We start from the raw sequence: 15,234 nt of genomic DNA, 5'->3' as shown, positions 1-15,234 counted from the left end.
GGCACGAGCCGCAGGCGGGTCGTGTGGGCCGCGGTCGCGTTCGCCGTGGCCGGCCTGGTGCTCACCGCGGTCGGGCTGGTGGCCGACCGCCCCGAGTGGTACCGCTCGGCCATGCTGCTCGGCCTGCTCGCCCTGGTCTGGGGCGTCCGGGCCGGGCTCATGTCCGACGACCGGCAGCAATAGCGCGGCGGGAGGGCGCCGGAGCGCCCTCCCGCCGTGGGGCGGCCGGTCAGGCCACCATGCCGTGGGGGTCGATGATGTACTTCTTGGCCGCGCCCTTGTCGAACTCCTGGTACCCCTGGGGGGCCTCGTCGAGCGGGATCACGGCCGCGTTGACGTTCTTGGCGATCTGCACCTTGTCGTGCAGGATCGCCATCATGAGCTGGCGGTTGTACTTCATCACCGGGCACTGGCCGGTCTGGAACGCGTGGGACTTGGCCCAGCCCAGGCCGATGCGGATCGACAGCGAGCCGACCTTGGCAGGCTCGTCGACCGCGCCGGGGTCGCCGGTGACGTACAGGCCGGGGATGCCCAGCCTGCCGGCCGCCCGGGTGATGTCCATGATCGAGTTGAGCACGGTCGCCGGGGCCTCGCCTTGGGAGCCCTCCCTGCCGTGCCCGCGCGCCTCGAACCCGACGCAGTCGACCGCCGCGTCGACCTCGCCGTCGCCGCCCACGATCTGCTGGAGGGCGCCACGCAGGTCGTCGGTCTGGGACAGGTCGACCGTCTCGCAGCCGAACGACGCGGCCTGCCGCAGCCGCTCGGCATTCACGTCGCCGACGATGACCACCGCGGCCCCGAGGAGGTGGGCGGAGGTCGCGCAGGCGAGCCCGACCGGGCCGGCGCCGGCGATGTAGACGGTGGAGCCGGTGGTCACCCCGGCGGTCCAGGCGCCGTGGTAGCCGGTCGGGAAGATGTCGCTCAGCATGGCCAGGTCGCGGATCTTCTCCAGGGCCTGGTCGCGGTCGGGAAACTTGAGGAGGTTCCAGTCGGCGTAGGGGACGGTCACGTACCTGGCCTGGCCGCCCATCCAGCCGCCCATGTCGACGTAGCCGTAGGCGGCGCCGGCCCGGGCCGGGTTGACGTTCTCGCAGACGCCGGTGTTGCGCTCCTTGCAGTTGCGGCAGCGGCCGCAGGCGATGTTGAACGGCACGCTACACAGGTCGCCCTGCTTGATGAACTCGACGTCGCGGCCGAGCTCGACGACCTCGCCGGTGATCTCGTGGCCGAGGGTCTGGCCCTTCGGCGCGGTGGTGCGGCCGCGCACCATGTGCTGGTCGGAGCCGCAGATGTTGGTGGCGACGGTCTTGAGGATCACGCCATGCTGCAACGGCCGGTTGTTCTGCTCGGGCAGCTCGAGCTTGGGGTAGTCGAGATCCTGCACCTCGACGCTGCCCGGTCCGGTATAGACGACACCCCTGTTGCTGTCCGCCATGACTGCTCCCTCCGCGTGGGTGCGTGCACGAGGTCCGGGTGCACGGGGACTACTGGCTGGCTGGTCGCGGCCGGGGGGCCGCGCGCGACCTGCTCGGCTCCCTGCATCGGGCTCCCTCCGCGGCTGGGCACGCCGGCCACCCTATCGCTGCGGCGGAACACGGACAAGAGGTTGACTCCCACTCAACCTGTGGTACCGGCTGGTACCGGCGAAATTCGTCGAACACCGCGAAGCAACCCGAGCAACGCCGATGGCTCGTGGCCTGCGGCTACCCTGGGCGGGTGCCCGTCCTGACCAGAACCCCCGCCACACTCGGCGCGCTCCTGCGCGTGGTGGCCGCCGCCTTCTGCTGGGGCCTGGCCGCGGTGTTCGCCAAGCACGCGTTCGAGCACGGCGTACCGCCCGCCCGGATGGCCCAGGCCCGGGTCACGGTCGCCCTGCTGGTGCTCGCCCCCCTGCTCGCCTGGCGGCGGCCCGCCCTGCTGCGCCCGCCCCGCTCCAGCCTGCCGCTGCTGGTCGGGTTCGGAGGCTGCATCGCGGCCGTCAACTTCGCCTACTACGTCGCCATCGACCACCTCGCCGTCGGGGTGGCAATCGCCCTGCAGTACACCGGGCCGGTGATGCTGCTCGGGTTCAGCGCCCTGGTCGCCCGGCGCGCGCCCGGCCGCCTGGCCTGGGTCGCGGGCACGCTCACCCTGGCCGGGGCGGTCCTGGTCAGCCGGGCCATGGACGGCCTGGCCGCCCTGGACGGGCCCGGCCTGGCCGCCGGGCTCGCCTCGGCGGTGCTGTTCGCCGCCTACCTGCTCACCGCCGAGCAGGCCGGGCGCCGCGGCGCGTCCCCGGCCACCGTGCTGCTGTGGGGCTTCGTGGCCGCCGTGGCCGTGTGGAGCGTTGCCGAGCCCTGGTGGTCGTTCCCGTTCGACCGGCTCACCGACCCGCAGACCGCCCTGGCCGTGCTGGGCGTGGGCATCGTGGGCACCCTGGTCCCGTTCTTCCTCGCGGTCGGCGCGGTCCGGGTCATCCCGGCCGCCACCGCGGGCATCGCGGCCAGCTCGGAACCGGTGTTCGCGGCCGCCCTGGCCTGGCTCCTGCTCGGCCAGCAGCTCACGGCCGTGCAGCTCGCCGGCGGCGCCCTGGTCGTCGCCGGGGTGATGCTCGCCCAGGTCGCCGGGCAACCGAGCCCGGACCGGCACGCCGTCGAGCCGGCCCCGCACGCCTGAAGCGGCGGGCACGGCTCCGACGGCTCGGGTCGGGGGGCCGGTGGCGGCGACACTGGTGCGCCAGGCGCTGGGCGGCCGGGTGGCGGCCGGGGCCGGTGGCGGCCGGCGCCGGGGCCGGTGGCGGCCGGCGCCGGTGGCGGGGGGTCCGAGGGATGTCGAGCGGGCTCGCCCCGCGGGTTCGTCCGGTTCCCGTCGCCGCGCATGCGCGGCAGCTACTAAGGTAAACGGTGAGAGCGAGAACCCGAGCGCCGGGAGCGAACGGTGAGCGACGACAAGAACGTCACCCGTGGTCGGATGCTGGACCAGCTGCCCGACCCCGATCCGGAGGAGACCAGCGAGTGGATCGACTCGCTGGCCGCCGTGGTCGAGAAGGAAGGACCCGAGCGGGCACGCTTCCTGCTCCGCAAGGTGCTCGAGCAGGCCGAGGACCTCGAGATCGAGCTGCCGGCGCCGCCGTCGACCGACTTCGTCAACACCATCCCGGCCGACGCCGAGCCCGAGTACCCCGGTGACGAGGGACTCGAGCGGCGCCTGCTGTCGATCGTGCGCTGGAACGCGGCCGCGATCGTCTCCCGAGCCAACCGGCCCGAGATCGGCGTGGGCGGGCACATGGCCTCGTACGCGTCAGCCGCCGAGCTGTACGAGACGGGCTTCAACTACTTCTTCAGGGGCAAGGACTCCGGCCACGGCGACCAGATCTACTTCCAGGGCCACTCCTCCCCCGGGGTGTACGCGCGGGCGTACGTCGAAGGCCGGCTGAGCGAGGAGCAGCTCGACGCCTTCCGGCAGGAGAGCAAGCCGGGCGGGCTGCCGTCCTACCCCCACCCGCGGCTCATGCCTGACTTCTGGGAGTTCCCCACGGTCTCGATGGGGCTCGGCCCGCTCAACGCGATCTACCAGGCCCGCTTCAACAAGTACCTGGCCAACCGGGAGATCGTCGACACCTCCGACTCCCACGTCTGGACGTTCGTCGGCGACGGCGAGATGGACGAGCCCGAGGCGCAGGGCGCGCTCACGGTCGCCACCCGCGAGCAGCTCGACAACCTCACCTTCGTCATCAACTGCAACCTGCAGCGCCTCGACGGCCCCGTGCGGGGCAACGGCAAGATCATCCAGGAGCTCGAGTCGCTGTTCAGCGGTGCCGGCTGGGACGTCGTCAAGGTCGTCTGGGGCCGCTCCTGGGACGCCCTACTGGCCAGGGACACCACCGGCGCGCTGGTCCGCAAGCTCAACACCACCCCGGACGGGCAGTTCCAGACCCTGGCCACCGAGGACGCCGCCTACATCCGCGAGCACCTGTTCGACTCCGAGGAGCTGCGCAAGCTGGTCGAGGGGTTGAGCGACGAGGAGATCGTCCACCTGGCACTCGACCGCGGCGGCCACGACCTTCGCAAGGTGTACGCCGCGTTCAAGGCCGCGGCCGAGACCAAGGGCCGGCCCACCGTGGTGCTCGCCCACACCATCAAGGGACGCGGGCTGGGACGGGAGTTCGAGGCCCGCAACGCCACCCACCAGATGAAGAAGTTCGTCCGGGGCACCCTCAAGACGTTCCGGGACCGCCTGGGCATACCCGTGCCCGACGAGCAGATCGAGAAGGGCTACCCGCCCTACTACCGGCCGCCCGAGGACGACGAGCTGTACCGCTACCTGATGGAGCGGCGCAAGGCGCTCGGCGGGTCCGTGCCGCGCAGGGTGGTGCGCGAGCGGCCGCTCGCCCTGCCCGGAAAAGACCTGTACGCCCAGCTCAAGAAGGGCTCGGGCAAGCAGGAGGTGGCCACCACGATGGCGCTGGTGCGCCAGGTCAAGGACCTGCTCCGCAACCGGGACGTGGGCAGGCGGATGGTGCCGATCATCCCCGACGAGGCGCGCACGTTCGGCCTGGACGCGCTCTTCCCCAGCCTGAAGATCTACTCGCCGCTGGGGATGAACTACGACGCGGTCGACCGGGACCTGGTCCTGTCCTACAAGGAGGACCGCAAGGGCCAGATCCTGCACGAGGGCATCACCGAGGCGGGCGCGATGGGCTCGTTCCACGCGGCCGGGTCGAGCTACGCCACCTTCGGCGAGCCGATGATCCCGCTGTACATCTTCTACTCCATGTTCGGGTTCCAGCGGACCGGCGACGAGATATGGAGCGCGGCCGACCAGCGCTGCCGCGGCTTCCTGATCGGGGCGACGGCCGGCCGCACCACCCTGAACGGCGAGGGCCTGCAGCACCAGGACGGCCACTCCCTGCTGATCGCCACCACCAACCCGGCCTGCGTGGCCTACGACCCGTCGTTCGCGTTCGAGATCCCGGTGATCGTCGAGGACGCCCTGCGCCGGATGTACGGTGACAAGCCTGAGGACGTCTTCTACTACCTCACCGTCTACAACGAGCCGTTCGTGCAGCCGCCCATGCCCGAGGGCCTGGACGAGGACCTGATCCTGCAGGGCCTGTACCGCTACGCGCCGGCCGACGGCGAGCACGCCAGCCGCGCCCACGTCGCGGCCAGCGGCAGCGCCATGCCGCTGGCCTTGAAGGCCCAGGAGCTGTTGGCCAGCGAGTTCGACGTGGCCGCCGACGTGTGGAGCGCGCCCGGCTGGCAGCGGCTGCGCTCCGAGGCGCTCGCCTGCGAGCAGTGGAGCCGCCTGCACCCCACCGAGGAGCCGCGGGTCCCGCTGGTGACCAGGACCTTCGAGGACGAGGAGGGACCGATCGTCGCGGTCACCGACTGGATGAAGGCGGTCCCCGACCAGATCTCCCGCTGGGTGCCCGGCCCCTACGCGATCCTCGGGACCGACGGGTTCGGCCGCTCCGACACCCGTCCGGCCCTGCGCCGGCACTTCCGCATCGACCCCGAGAACATCGCGGTGGCCGTCCTGTACGAGCTCGCCCTGTCCGGCAGGGTGGAGCGCGAGACCGTGGCCAAGGCCATCAAGCGCTTCGAGATCGACCCGGAGGCCACCACCGAGGTGCCGTAGCCGGCACCTCGGGTCGTGCGCGGCCTGTCGTAGATGCGGCAGCCCGGCCCGGCGCAGACGCGGCGGCCCGGGCTCCGGTGCAACGATCTCCCGCCTTCAGTTCGGGCGGGAGGGAATGTCACGTGGGGGAGGCGTCCACGAACGGCGGCCGGGTGACCCGCACGGCGCCCCGGCGCCGGCCGCGTACGTCGACCTGCAGCTCGGTGCCCTGGCCGGCCACCTCAGGCAGCACGTAGGCCATGGCGATGCCGTGCTTGCGGGTGGGCGAGAACGTGCCGCTGGTGACCTCCCCCACCGGCCGCTCGTCGTCGAGCACGGCCATGCCGTGCCGCGGGATCATCCGGTCGGTTGCGACCAGCCCCACGCGTACCCGCTCGGGCCCGGCGGCCTTGCGGGCCACCAGCGCGTCGCGGCCCCGGAAGTCGCCCTTGTCCATGGCCACGGCCCAGCCGAGGCGGGCCGCGACCGGGTCGGTGTCGGTCGAGATGTCGTTGCCGTGCAGCGGGTAGCCCATCTCGAGCCGGAGGGTGTCCCGGGCGCCGAGGCCGACCGGGACCGCGCCCAGGGACGCGCCCCGCTCGAGCAGGTCGTCCCAGAGCCGGCCGGCCACCTCCCCGGGCACCAGTAGCTCGAACCCGCGCTCGCCGGTGTAGCCGGTGCGGCAGAGCCGGCCCGGCATGCCGGCGAAGGAGACCGGGACGAGGTGCATGTAGGCCAGGTCGGCTGCCTCCGGGAACAGCCCCGAGACCAGCTGGGGGGCGAGCGGGCCCTGGACCGCGAGCACCGCGACGTCCGGTCGGGGGGTGACCTCGGTGCCCGGCGGCGCCGAGGCGCGGACCAGGTCGGCCACTGCCGGCCAGTTGGCCGCGTTGGGGACGAGCAGGTAGCCGTCGGCCTCGCGGTAGGCGATGAGGTCGTCGACGATGGTGCCCTGGTCGCTCAGGCAGAGGGTGTACTGGGCCGCGCCCGGCTCCTTCAGCCGGTCGAGGTCGTTGGACAGGGCGTGCTGGAGGGCGTCGTGCGCGCCCGGGCCGCGCACCTCGACCTTGCCGAGGTGGGAGAGGTCGAAGACGCCGACCGCCTCGCGCACCGCCCGGTGCTCGGCGAGCGTGCCCTGGTACTCGATGGGCATGTCCCAGCCCGCGAACGCGCCCATCTTGGCGCCCAGGCGCCGGTGCCGGTCGTCCAGCGGCGACCGCCGCAGCTCGCCGCTCATCGGCGCAGCCCCCGCCCACGCGAGGCTCCCGCCACATCCGCCGGGCTCACGGGCGCAGCCCCCCACCCGCGCGAGGCTCCCGCTGCGCCCGCCGGGCTCACGGGCGCAGCCCCCGCCCACGCGAGGCTCCTGGTGCGCCCGCCGGGCTCACGCCGGCGCTCCCGAACCGGGCTCGTCGCCGGCTGGTGGGGCGGGCGGCTCGGGCGCGCGGGGCGGGTGCGGCGTGCGGCTCGGGGGCCGGGAGGTGCGCACCGGCGGGCCGCCGCCCTCGCGCAGCAGCCGCTGGTCGCCGCTTGCCTTGAGGCGGGCGTTGTAGGCGCGCATGCGCTCGGGGTAGCCGACGATCTGGACGTCGTAGACGGGGAGCTGGAGGTCGTGGGCGACCCGCCGGATGACCTTGGGCGAGCCGACCCGGCGCCGGGTCCACTCGCCGTCGGCGGCCACCGCTACGGCGGTGGTGTCGGTGACCATGGTCTCGGGCTCGACGTAGAACTCGACCCCGACCCGGGTGCGGGCGAACTCTCGCAGCGCGTCCAGGTCGTCGGAGGTTGCCTCCCGGTCCATTGCGGCGACCTTGCGGCCCCTGGTGCGCCGGATGCGGAAGTTGTCGAGGAAGCTCACGTCCGTTCCGGGTCCTCGGTGGGGTGCACGAGCGACAGCACCTGGCGGGAGAGCTGGATGTGGGGCAGCTCGGTGGCCGCCTCGGACATGTCGTGGATGCTCCAGCGCACCAGGTCGCGCATTGAGACCATGCCGATCAGGCCCTCGTCGGAGATGACCGGCAGGTGGCGCACCTTGGCGTTGACCATCTCCCTGGCCGCCTCCTCGACGGTCGCCTCAGGCCGGATGGTGATGAGGTCGTCGGTCAACGCTTCATGGGCGGCGACGTTCTTGGGGTCCTCGCCGCCGCCGATGACCTTGAGGATGTCGCGCTCGGTGAGGATGCCGAGCACCCGGTCGTCCTCGAGGACGATGACCGACCCGATCCCCCTGGCGTCCATGACGCTCGCGACGTCGGCCACGTTGTACTCGGGACCGACCGTGGCGAGGTCCGTGGTCATGATCGCCGAGATCTCCACGAGGCACTCCTCCTTCTGGCTTCTGGCTGGCGCTGTGCGCCGCGGCCGGCCCGGAGGCCAGACCGACGGGCGGATACCTGAGCGTACCCTAGGGCGCCAGCGCCGACCACGGGGGTCGGGCCCTCGGCGCGAGGCTGGTTCCCCCCTGTTTTACCTGCGGTTTAACCGGGCAAGGGGCTTTGGCCGCCTCATGCCGGGCACCGCTAAACTGCCGCAGGGGGAGCCCGATCACGCCGATCCGAAGGAGCGACAAGGTGGCCTCGAACTCCTATGACCTGGTGATCCTGGGTGGCGGCACGGGGGGGTACTCGGCGGCGCTTCGTGCTGGGAGCCTCGGGCTGTCGGTCGCGCTGGTGGAAAAGGACAAGGTGGGGGGGACCTGCCTGCACTGGGGTTGCATCCCCACCAAGGCGCTGCTGCACGCCGCCGAGCTGGTGGACGGGGTGCACGAGGCGGCCGAGCGCTGGGGGGTCAAGACCACGATCGAGTCGATCGACTACTCGGCCACCGTGGCCAACCGCGACGACATCGTGACCAAGAACTTCAAGGGGCTCGAGGGGCACCTGAAGAAGCTGAAGGTCGACGTCGTCAAGGGCACCGGCAAGGTGACCGGCCCCAAGCAGGTCAGCGTGGAGGGCCGCGGCGAGCTCAACGCCGAGAAGGCGCTGGTGCTGGCGTCGGGGTCGGTGCCCAAGTCGATCCCGGGGCTGGAGATCGACGGCCAGCGGGTGATCACCAGCGACCATGCGCTGATGCTGGACTACCTGCCCAAGTCGGTGATCGTGCTCGGCGCCGGCGCGGTCGGGGTGGAATTCGCCTCGTTCTACCGGTCGATGGGCGCCGAGGTCACGGTCGTGGAGGTCCTGCCCGGGCTGGTCCCGCTCGAGGACGCCGAGAGCCAGCGGGAGCTGGCCCGGGCGTTCAAGAAGCGGGGCATCACCGCGATGGTCGACACCAGGCTCGAGGACGCCAAGGTCGAGGGCGACCAGGTGACCGTCACGGTGACCGGCAAGGGCGACACCAAGAAAGTGTCGGCAGAGCTGCTGCTGGTCGCCACCGGCCGTGGCCCGGTCAGCCAGGGTCTGGGCTACGAGGCGATCGGGGTCGCACTCGACCGGGGCTACGTCGTGCCGGCCAGCTGGGAGACCCTGGAGACCGACGCTCCGGGGGTGTATGCGGTCGGTGACATCCTGCCGCCGCCGTCGCTGGCCCTGGCCCACGCCTCGTTCGCCGAGGGGATGCTGGTGGCCGAGCTGGCCGCGGGCAAGCCCTCGCCGCCGATCGACTACGCCGGGGTGCCGCGGGTGACCTACTGCACCCCGGAGGTGGCCTCGGTCGGCCTGACCGAGGCTCAGGCCAAGGAGCAGGGCCATCAGGTGGTCGTGCAGAAGTTCCCGTTCAACGGCGTGGCCAAGGGCATGATCCACGGTCAGGGCGGGATGGTGAAGCTGGTCGGGGCCAAGGACGGCCCGGTGCTCGGTGTGCACCTGGTCGGCGCCCGCGTGACCGACCTGGTCGCCGAGTCGATGCTGATCTACAACTGGGAGGCCCTCCCGCAGGAGGTCGCCCAGTTCATCCACCCCCACCCGACCCTGTCCGAGGCGGTCGGCGAGGCCTACCTGTCGCTGGCCGGCCGACCCCTGCACGGCTGATCGGACCACCCGCGACGAGGATGGCGACGAGGAAGCGAGACCGGCGGGGTCGGTTCGTCCGCTCCGACCCGGCTCCCTCGGGCCAGGCGGACACCACGGCAACGACGGCGGCGGCCTCCACGAGCAGTGAGGGCGCTTCACAGGGAGCGAGGACGATGGCGACACCAGTCAAGATGCCCGAGCTCGGCGAGTCGATCACCGAGGGCACCATCACCCGCTGGCTGAAGCAGGAGGGCGACCGGGTCGAGGCCGACGAGCCGCTGTTCGAGGTGTCCACCGACAAGGTCGACACCGAGGTCCCCGCGCCGGTGTCCGGCGTGCTCACCTCCATCAAGGCCAAGGAGGACGAGACCGTCGAGGTGGGCGCCGCACTGGCCGTCATCGCGTCCGGCGGCGGCAAGGCCGAGGCGAAGCCCAGGGACGAGGCGAAGCCTACGGACGAGGCGAAGCCCAAGGCGAAGGATGAGGGTGAGGGCGACGGCGACGGGGGCGGCGAGGAGCGGGCTGCCGCGTCCGCGGGCGCCCCCTCCGGCGCCGGCTACGACCAGGCCCGGGCCGAGGAGGCCAAGGGCGAGGAGGCCCAGCCGGCTGCCGCGGCAGCGAGTGACGGCGCCAGGGGCGACGGGGCCGGGGGCGCGGTCGTGTCGCCGCTGGTGCGCCGGCTCGCCCGTGAGCACGACGTCGACCTGAGCCAGGTCAAGGGCAGCGGCTCGGGTGGGCGGGTGCGCCGCGAGGACGTCGAGGCCTACCTCCAAGGGCGTGGTGAGCCGGCCAAGCCTGCGGTCGAGGACGCCGGGGCCAGGGAGGCCAGGCCCGCCGCCCGCGCCGGCGACGGCAAGGCGGCGCCCGTCAAGGAAGGCAAGCCGGCCGCGGGCCCGCCCCGGGGGCAGGTCATCCCGCTCCCCACCGGCGTCCGCGAGGAGGTCGTCCCGGCGACCCGGCTGCGCAAGCTCATCGCCGAGCGGATGGTGGCCTCGCTCCAGACCAGCGCCCAGCTCACCGCCGCGGTCGAGGTCGACATGACCAGGGTCATGCGGCTGCGGGAGCGGGCCAAGGACGCATTCAAGGCCCGCGAGGGCGTGAGCCTGTCGCCGCTGCCGTTCGCGATCCTCGCGGTGATCCAGGCCATCCGCGCCTACCCCATGGCCAACTCGGCCGCCGACGAGGACATGAACCTCCACGTCTACAAGGACGTGAACCTGGGGGTCGCGGTCGACACCCCCAAGGGCCTGTTCGTGCCGGTGATCCGCAACGCCGACCAGCTCAACCTGGCCGGGCTGGCCAGGGCCATCGCCGACGTGGCCAAGCGCACCCGGGAGGGCAAGATCGGCCCGAACGAGCTGACCGGCTCCACCTTCACGGTCACCAACACCGGCAGCGTGGGCACGGTCTGGGACACCCCGATCATCAACCCGCCGAACGCGGCCATCTTCGCCACCCCCGCCATCGTCAAGCGCCCGGTCGTGGTCGACGACCCGGAGCTCGGCGAGGTCATCGCGGTGCGGCACATGATGTACGGGATCCTCACCTACGACCACCGCATCCTGGACGGGGCCGACGCCGCCCGCTTCCTCCAGAAGGTCAAGCAGGTCCTGGAGGCGGGCGACTTCGCCCGCGAGCTCGGCCTGGACGAGGACGGGCGGTAGCCGATGGAGCCGCTCTGGCTCGTGCGCGCCGGCACGGTGCCGTACCGGCGCGCCTGGGCCTGGCAGCGGGCGCTGGTCGAGCGGCGGGCGGCCGGCGAGATCCCAGACACCGTGCTGCTGCTCGAGCACCCCCACGTCTACACGATCGGCAAGCGCGGCTCCGACGCCGACGTGCTGGTGAGCCCCGAGTGGCTCGCCGCCCAGGGCGCCGAGGTCGTGCGCAGCGACCGGGGCGGGCAGGTCACCTACCACGGCCCGGGGCAGCTCGTCGGCTACCCGGTCACCCGGCTCGACCCGCAGCCGGACGTCTGGCGCTTCGTCCGCCGCGTGGAGGACGCCCTGGTCGGCGTGGCCGCCGACTTCGGGCTCGAGGCGCGCGGCGAGTCCGGGCTGCTCACCGGGGTCTGGGTCGGCGACGCCAAGCTGGCCGCGATCGGCATGCGCGTCTCCAGCGGGGTCACCAGCCACGGCTTCGCGCTCAACTGCGCCACCGACCTGGCCAAGTTCGCCGCCATCGTCCCCTGCGGGATGCCGGACAAGCCCGCCTGCTCGCTGTCGGGCCTGCTCGGCCGGACGGTCACGGTGGCCGACGCCCTGCCCGCCGTCGAGCGCCGGCTCGCCGGGTCGCTCGAGCGCGCACCGGTCCTGGTGGATCCCGCTACCCTGGACCTGCCCGCCACCGACTACCCGCCGGAACCCGACCACGCACCCCCGGCCCCGGAGGACGTTCATGTCTGAGCCAGCCCGTCCTCGTGCCTCGGAGCCCGTGATCCCGCCTGGGGTGCGGACCCTTGGCGTGCTGCCGCGCACCCCGGCGCCGCCGCCCACCGAGGCGACCTTCGGCCGCAAGCCGCCGTGGCTGAAGGTCCGCGCGACCACCGGGCCCAACTACCGGGAGCTCAAGGCGCTGGTGCGCGACGGCGAGCTGCACACGGTCTGCGAGCAGGCCGGCTGCCCCAACATCTACGAGTGCTGGGAGGCCAGAGAGGCGACCTTCCTGATCGGCGGGGAGCGCTGCACCCGGGCCTGCCCGTTCTGCCAGATCCACACCGGCAAACCCGCCGGGTACGACACCGACGAGCCCCGCCGGGTCGCCCACGCGATCGCCCGCATGGGGCTCAACTTCGCGGTCATCACCGGGGTCGCCCGCGACGACCTGCCCGACGGCGGGGCGTGGCTGTTTGCCGAGAGCGTCCGCCAGGTCCGCGCCCTGCTGCCCACCTGCGGGGTGGAGGTGCTGATCCCCGACTTCCGCGGTGACCCCGACAGCCTCCGGGCAGTGGTCGACGCGGCCCCCGACGTGCTGGGCCACAACGTGGAGACCGTCCCGCGGCTGTACAAGCGGATCCGGCCTGGGTTCACCTACGCGGGGTCGCTGGAGCTGCTGGCCCGGGCCCGGGCGTGGCTGCCGGCCGGGCATGCCACCAAGTCGAACCTGATCCTCGGCATGGGCGAGGAGCGCGACGAGGTGCTGGGCGTCATGGACGACCTGCGCGCGGTCGGGGTGGAGCTGCTGACCATCACCCAGTACCTGCAGCCGAGCCGGGCGCACCTGAACCTGCAGCGGTTCGTGCCGCCGGAGGAGTTCGCCCAGCTCAAGCAGGCCGCCGAGGCGCTGGGGTTCGCCCATGTGGAGTCGGGCCCGCTGGTGCGGTCCAGCTACCACGCCGGCGAGATGCACAAGGCAGCCGTACAGCGCCAGCGCGGCCAGCTCCCCGCCTGGGCCGCTGCCTCGGAGGGCTGACCAGGACCGTGCCGACCCGTGCCTCCTGGCGGGGCCGTCTCGCGGTCCCCGTCCTTGCCGCCGTCGCCCTGGCCGCGCTCGGGCTCGCCTCTGCCCGCGCGTTCGACGTCGACCGGCACCGGGCCGAGGCCGCGGCGGTGCAGCGCGATCCCGACGTGATCACGCGCGAGCTGCTCCCCTACCCGCACGGGGCGGCGCCCGGCTCGACGGGGCGTCTGCAGCACCGCCCGGACGGCTGGCTGTCGGTGGTCACCCTGCGCGGGCTGCCGCCGACCACCGGGCGCGAGCGGTACCTCGTCTTCCTGCGCAACTGGAGCGGCTGGGCGCTGGCCGGATCGGTCGAGGCCGGCGCGGGCGGCGGCGCCCAGGTCCGCTTCGGCGCCGAGCCGCGGGCGCGCACCCTCTACGAGGCGGTCGTCACCCGGGACGTCGACAACGCCGTGAACATCCCCCACGGCGCCCCGGTGCTGCACTGGTTCGACGCCTCCCTCGGCCCGCGCCGGGCCCGGCCGTTCGACTTCGCCCATCCGCGGTCCTGACAGGCTTCTCCCGCCCGAAGGCGGGAGATGCCCCGCCCGAAGGCGGGAGATGCCGGGCGCGGCACTCAGGACAGCGCGTCGACGACCGGCATGGTCCGGCCCCGGGAGATTCCCGGGCGCGGCACTCAGGGATTCACTTCCGGCCTTCAGGCCGGGACACGCTCGCCCGAATCGGGGTAGTCCCGCCGCCGTGCGGCCAGCGAGCCGTCGTTTACGGCGGCGAAACATCCAGGCAACCGGGCGGAAAACCGCCGTTGCTAGCGTCGGCTGGACCTGGGCGGAGACGCCCGGGCGAATCGACACGAAGGAGGAGCACGTGACGGAGTCGGTCGGAGACGTTCTCAGCTTGGTCCAGGACAACGGGGTCCAGATCGTCGACCTCCGGTTCGCGGACCTGCCCGGCCTCATGCAGCACTTCTCGGTCCCCGCACACGAGCTGACCGAGGAGTCGTTCGAGGAGGGCTTCGGGTTCGACGGCTCCTCGATCCGCGGGTTCCAGGAGATCCAGGAGTCGGACATGATCCTGGTCCCCGACGTGACCACAGCGGTCCTCGACCCGTTCCGGGCCCACCCCACCCTCATCCTCAACTGCTTCGTGAAGGACCCGGTCACCGGCGAGCCCTACACCCGCGACCCCAGGTACGTGGCCAGCAAGGCCGAGGCGTACCTGAAGGGGACCGGCATCGCCGACACCTCCTACTGGGGTCCGGAGGCTGAGTTCTACATCTTCGACTCGGTCCGCTTCGACCAGAACCAGCACTCCGCCTACCACTTCGTGGACGCGGTCGAGGGGGTCTGGAACTCCGGCGCCGAGGAGGGCGGCAACAACCTCGGCTACAAGCCCAGGTACAAGGAGGGCTACTTCCCCGTCCCGCCCATGGACCACTACCAGGACCTGCGCTCGGAGATGGCGCTGGCCCTGGAGGCGGCCGGCATCCCGGTCGAGGTCCAGCACCACGAGGTGGGCACTGCCGGCCAAGCCGAGATCGACATCCGCTTCGGCACCCTGCTGCAGACCGCTGACCGGCTGATGCTGTTCAAGTACATCATCAAGAACACCGCGCTGAAATACCGCAAGACGGTCACGTTCATGCCCAAGCCGATCTTCCAGGACAACGGCTCGGGCATGCACACCCACCAGAGCCTGTGGAACGACGGTGAGCCGCTGTTCTACGACGAGTCCGGCTACGCCGGCCTGTCCGACCTGGGCCGCTGGTACATCGGCGGCCTGCTCGCGCACGCGGCGGCGCTGACCGCGTTCTCCAATCCCACCACCAACAGCTACCGGCGCCTGGTGCCCGGCTACGAGGCGCCTGTCAACCTCGTCTACTCCCAGCGCAACCGCTCGGCCGCCTGCCGCATCCCGCTCTACTCGCGCAGCCCCAAGGCCAAGCGGGTCGAGTACCGGGTGCCCGACCCCTCCTGCAACCCCTACCTCGCGTTCAGCTCCATGCTCATGGCCGGCATCGACGGGGTCCGCAACAAGATCGAGCCGGCCGGCCCGCTCGACAAGGACCTGTACGACCTGCCCCCGGCCGAGCTGGCCGAGATCCCACAGGTCCCGTCCTCGCTCGACGAGTCGCTCGCCGCGCTCGAGGCCGACCACGCCTTCCTGCTCGAGGGCGACGTGTTCACCTCCGACGTGATCGAGACCTGGGTTGCCTACAAGCGCGAGGCGGAGGTCGACGCCGTCCGGCTCCGCCCCCACCCGTGGGAGTTCGCCCTCTACTACGACATCT

General features: G+C 72.3%; 12 protein-coding genes and 1 pseudogene. 9 read left to right on the top strand and 4 right to left on the bottom strand.

The features are described 5' to 3' along the window. Window positions 1–183: hypothetical protein (locus VG276_30575; protein HEV8653628.1), on the top strand; the 183-nt coding region annotated here is incomplete at its 5' end. A 46-nt stretch (window positions 184–229) separates the two neighbouring features. On the opposite strand, the gene fdhA is transcribed toward VG276_30575, so the two are convergent. Then, window positions 230–1,435: a formaldehyde dehydrogenase, glutathione-independent gene (gene fdhA / locus VG276_30570; protein HEV8653627.1), complete on the bottom strand. Its 1,206-nt coding sequence runs from the start codon at window positions 1,433–1,435 to the stop codon at window positions 230–232. A 257-nt stretch (window positions 1,436–1,692) separates the two neighbouring features. On the opposite strand from fdhA, the gene VG276_30565 reads away from it, so the two are divergent. Together VG276_30565 and aceE are read left to right on the top strand one after the other, a co-directional pair. Beyond that, on the top strand, window positions 1,693–2,655 hold the full coding sequence (locus VG276_30565) for an EamA family transporter (GenBank protein ID HEV8653626.1): 963 nt from the start codon (window positions 1,693–1,695) through the stop codon (window positions 2,653–2,655). 294 nt (window positions 2,656–2,949) lie between these two features. Then, window positions 2,950–5,619, top strand: a complete 2,670-nt coding sequence (gene aceE / locus VG276_30560) for a pyruvate dehydrogenase (acetyl-transferring), homodimeric type (protein HEV8653625.1) — start codon at window positions 2,950–2,952, stop codon at window positions 5,617–5,619. A 118-nt stretch (window positions 5,620–5,737) separates the two neighbouring features. Here aceE and gcvT read toward each other — a convergent pair whose 3' ends face one another. The 3 genes and pseudogenes from gcvT to VG276_30545 all read right to left on the bottom strand — a co-directional run bounded on the left by gcvT (window position 5,738) and on the right by VG276_30545 (window position 7,914). Beyond that, window positions 5,738–6,835, bottom strand: a complete 1,098-nt coding sequence (gene gcvT / locus VG276_30555) for a glycine cleavage system aminomethyltransferase GcvT (protein ID HEV8653624.1) — start codon at window positions 6,833–6,835, stop codon at window positions 5,738–5,740. 303 nt (window positions 6,836–7,138) lie between these two features. Then, window positions 7,139–7,456 (bottom strand): annotated as a pseudogene (locus tag VG276_30550) (hypothetical protein). Continuing rightward, entirely contained in the window at window positions 7,453–7,914 is a 462-nt protein-coding gene (locus VG276_30545) for a CBS domain-containing protein (GenBank protein ID HEV8653623.1), read from the bottom strand. Before VG276_30545 ends, VG276_30550 begins: the two are co-directional and overlap by 4 nt. A 254-nt stretch (window positions 7,915–8,168) precedes the next feature. Here VG276_30545 and lpdA point away from each other — a divergent pair, with 254 nt between their 5' ends. The 6 genes from lpdA to glnA all read left to right on the top strand — a co-directional run. Continuing rightward, the gene (gene lpdA, locus VG276_30540; GenBank protein ID HEV8653622.1) at window positions 8,169–9,566 is read left to right on the top strand and encodes a dihydrolipoyl dehydrogenase; all 1,398 of its coding nucleotides are present in this window, start codon (window positions 8,169–8,171) and stop codon (window positions 9,564–9,566) included. 20 nt (window positions 9,567–9,586) lie between these two features. After that, a complete protein-coding gene (gene sucB, locus VG276_30535; GenBank protein HEV8653621.1) occupies window positions 9,587–11,212 on the top strand; it encodes a 2-oxoglutarate dehydrogenase, E2 component, dihydrolipoamide succinyltransferase in 1,626 nt (541 codons plus the stop codon). A 3-nt stretch (window positions 11,213–11,215) separates the two neighbouring features. Beyond that, window positions 11,216–11,950: a lipoyl(octanoyl) transferase LipB gene (lipB, locus tag VG276_30530; GenBank protein HEV8653620.1), complete on the top strand. Its 735-nt coding sequence runs from the start codon at window positions 11,216–11,218 to the stop codon at window positions 11,948–11,950. Next, on the top strand, window positions 11,943–12,956 hold the full coding sequence (lipA, locus tag VG276_30525) for a lipoyl synthase (protein ID HEV8653619.1): 1,014 nt from the start codon (window positions 11,943–11,945) through the stop codon (window positions 12,954–12,956). The genes lipB and lipA overlap by 8 nt, the downstream gene beginning before the upstream one ends. 8 nt (window positions 12,957–12,964) lie before the next feature. Continuing rightward, entirely contained in the window at window positions 12,965–13,495 is a 531-nt protein-coding gene (locus tag VG276_30520; GenBank protein HEV8653618.1) for a hypothetical protein, read from the top strand. Between the two features lie 316 nt (window positions 13,496–13,811). Then, the coding region (glnA, locus tag VG276_30515) for a type I glutamate--ammonia ligase (protein HEV8653617.1) at window positions 13,812–15,234 on the top strand (1,423 nt) is incomplete at its 3' end.

The organism is Actinomycetes bacterium, from assembly GCA_036000965.1.
In the GTDB taxonomy this organism is placed as follows: domain Bacteria; phylum Actinomycetota; class CALGFH01; order CALGFH01; family CALGFH01; genus DASYUT01.
The sequence above is the reverse complement of the archived record's forward strand: the minus strand, read 5'-3'. Positions and strand labels throughout refer to the sequence as shown.

Excerpts from the sequence above, each read along its gene's own strand:
- sucB (HEV8653621.1), top strand. The coding sequence starts at position 9,587 with ATGGCGACGAGGAAGCGAGACCGGCGGGGTCGGTTCGTCCGCTCCGAC.
- lipB (HEV8653620.1), top strand. The coding sequence starts at position 11,216 with ATGGAGCCGCTCTGGCTCGTGCGCGCCGGCACGGTGCCGTACCGGCGC.
- aceE (HEV8653625.1), top strand. The coding sequence starts at position 2,950 with ATGCTGGACCAGCTGCCCGACCCCGATCCGGAGGAGACCAGCGAGTGG.
- lipA (HEV8653619.1), top strand. The coding sequence starts at position 11,943 with ATGTCTGAGCCAGCCCGTCCTCGTGCCTCGGAGCCCGTGATCCCGCCT.
- gcvT (HEV8653624.1), bottom strand. The coding sequence starts at position 6,835 with ATGAGCGGCGAGCTGCGGCGGTCGCCGCTGGACGACCGGCACCGGCGC.
- fdhA (HEV8653627.1), bottom strand. The coding sequence starts at position 1,435 with ATGGCGGACAGCAACAGGGGTGTCGTCTATACCGGACCGGGCAGCGTC.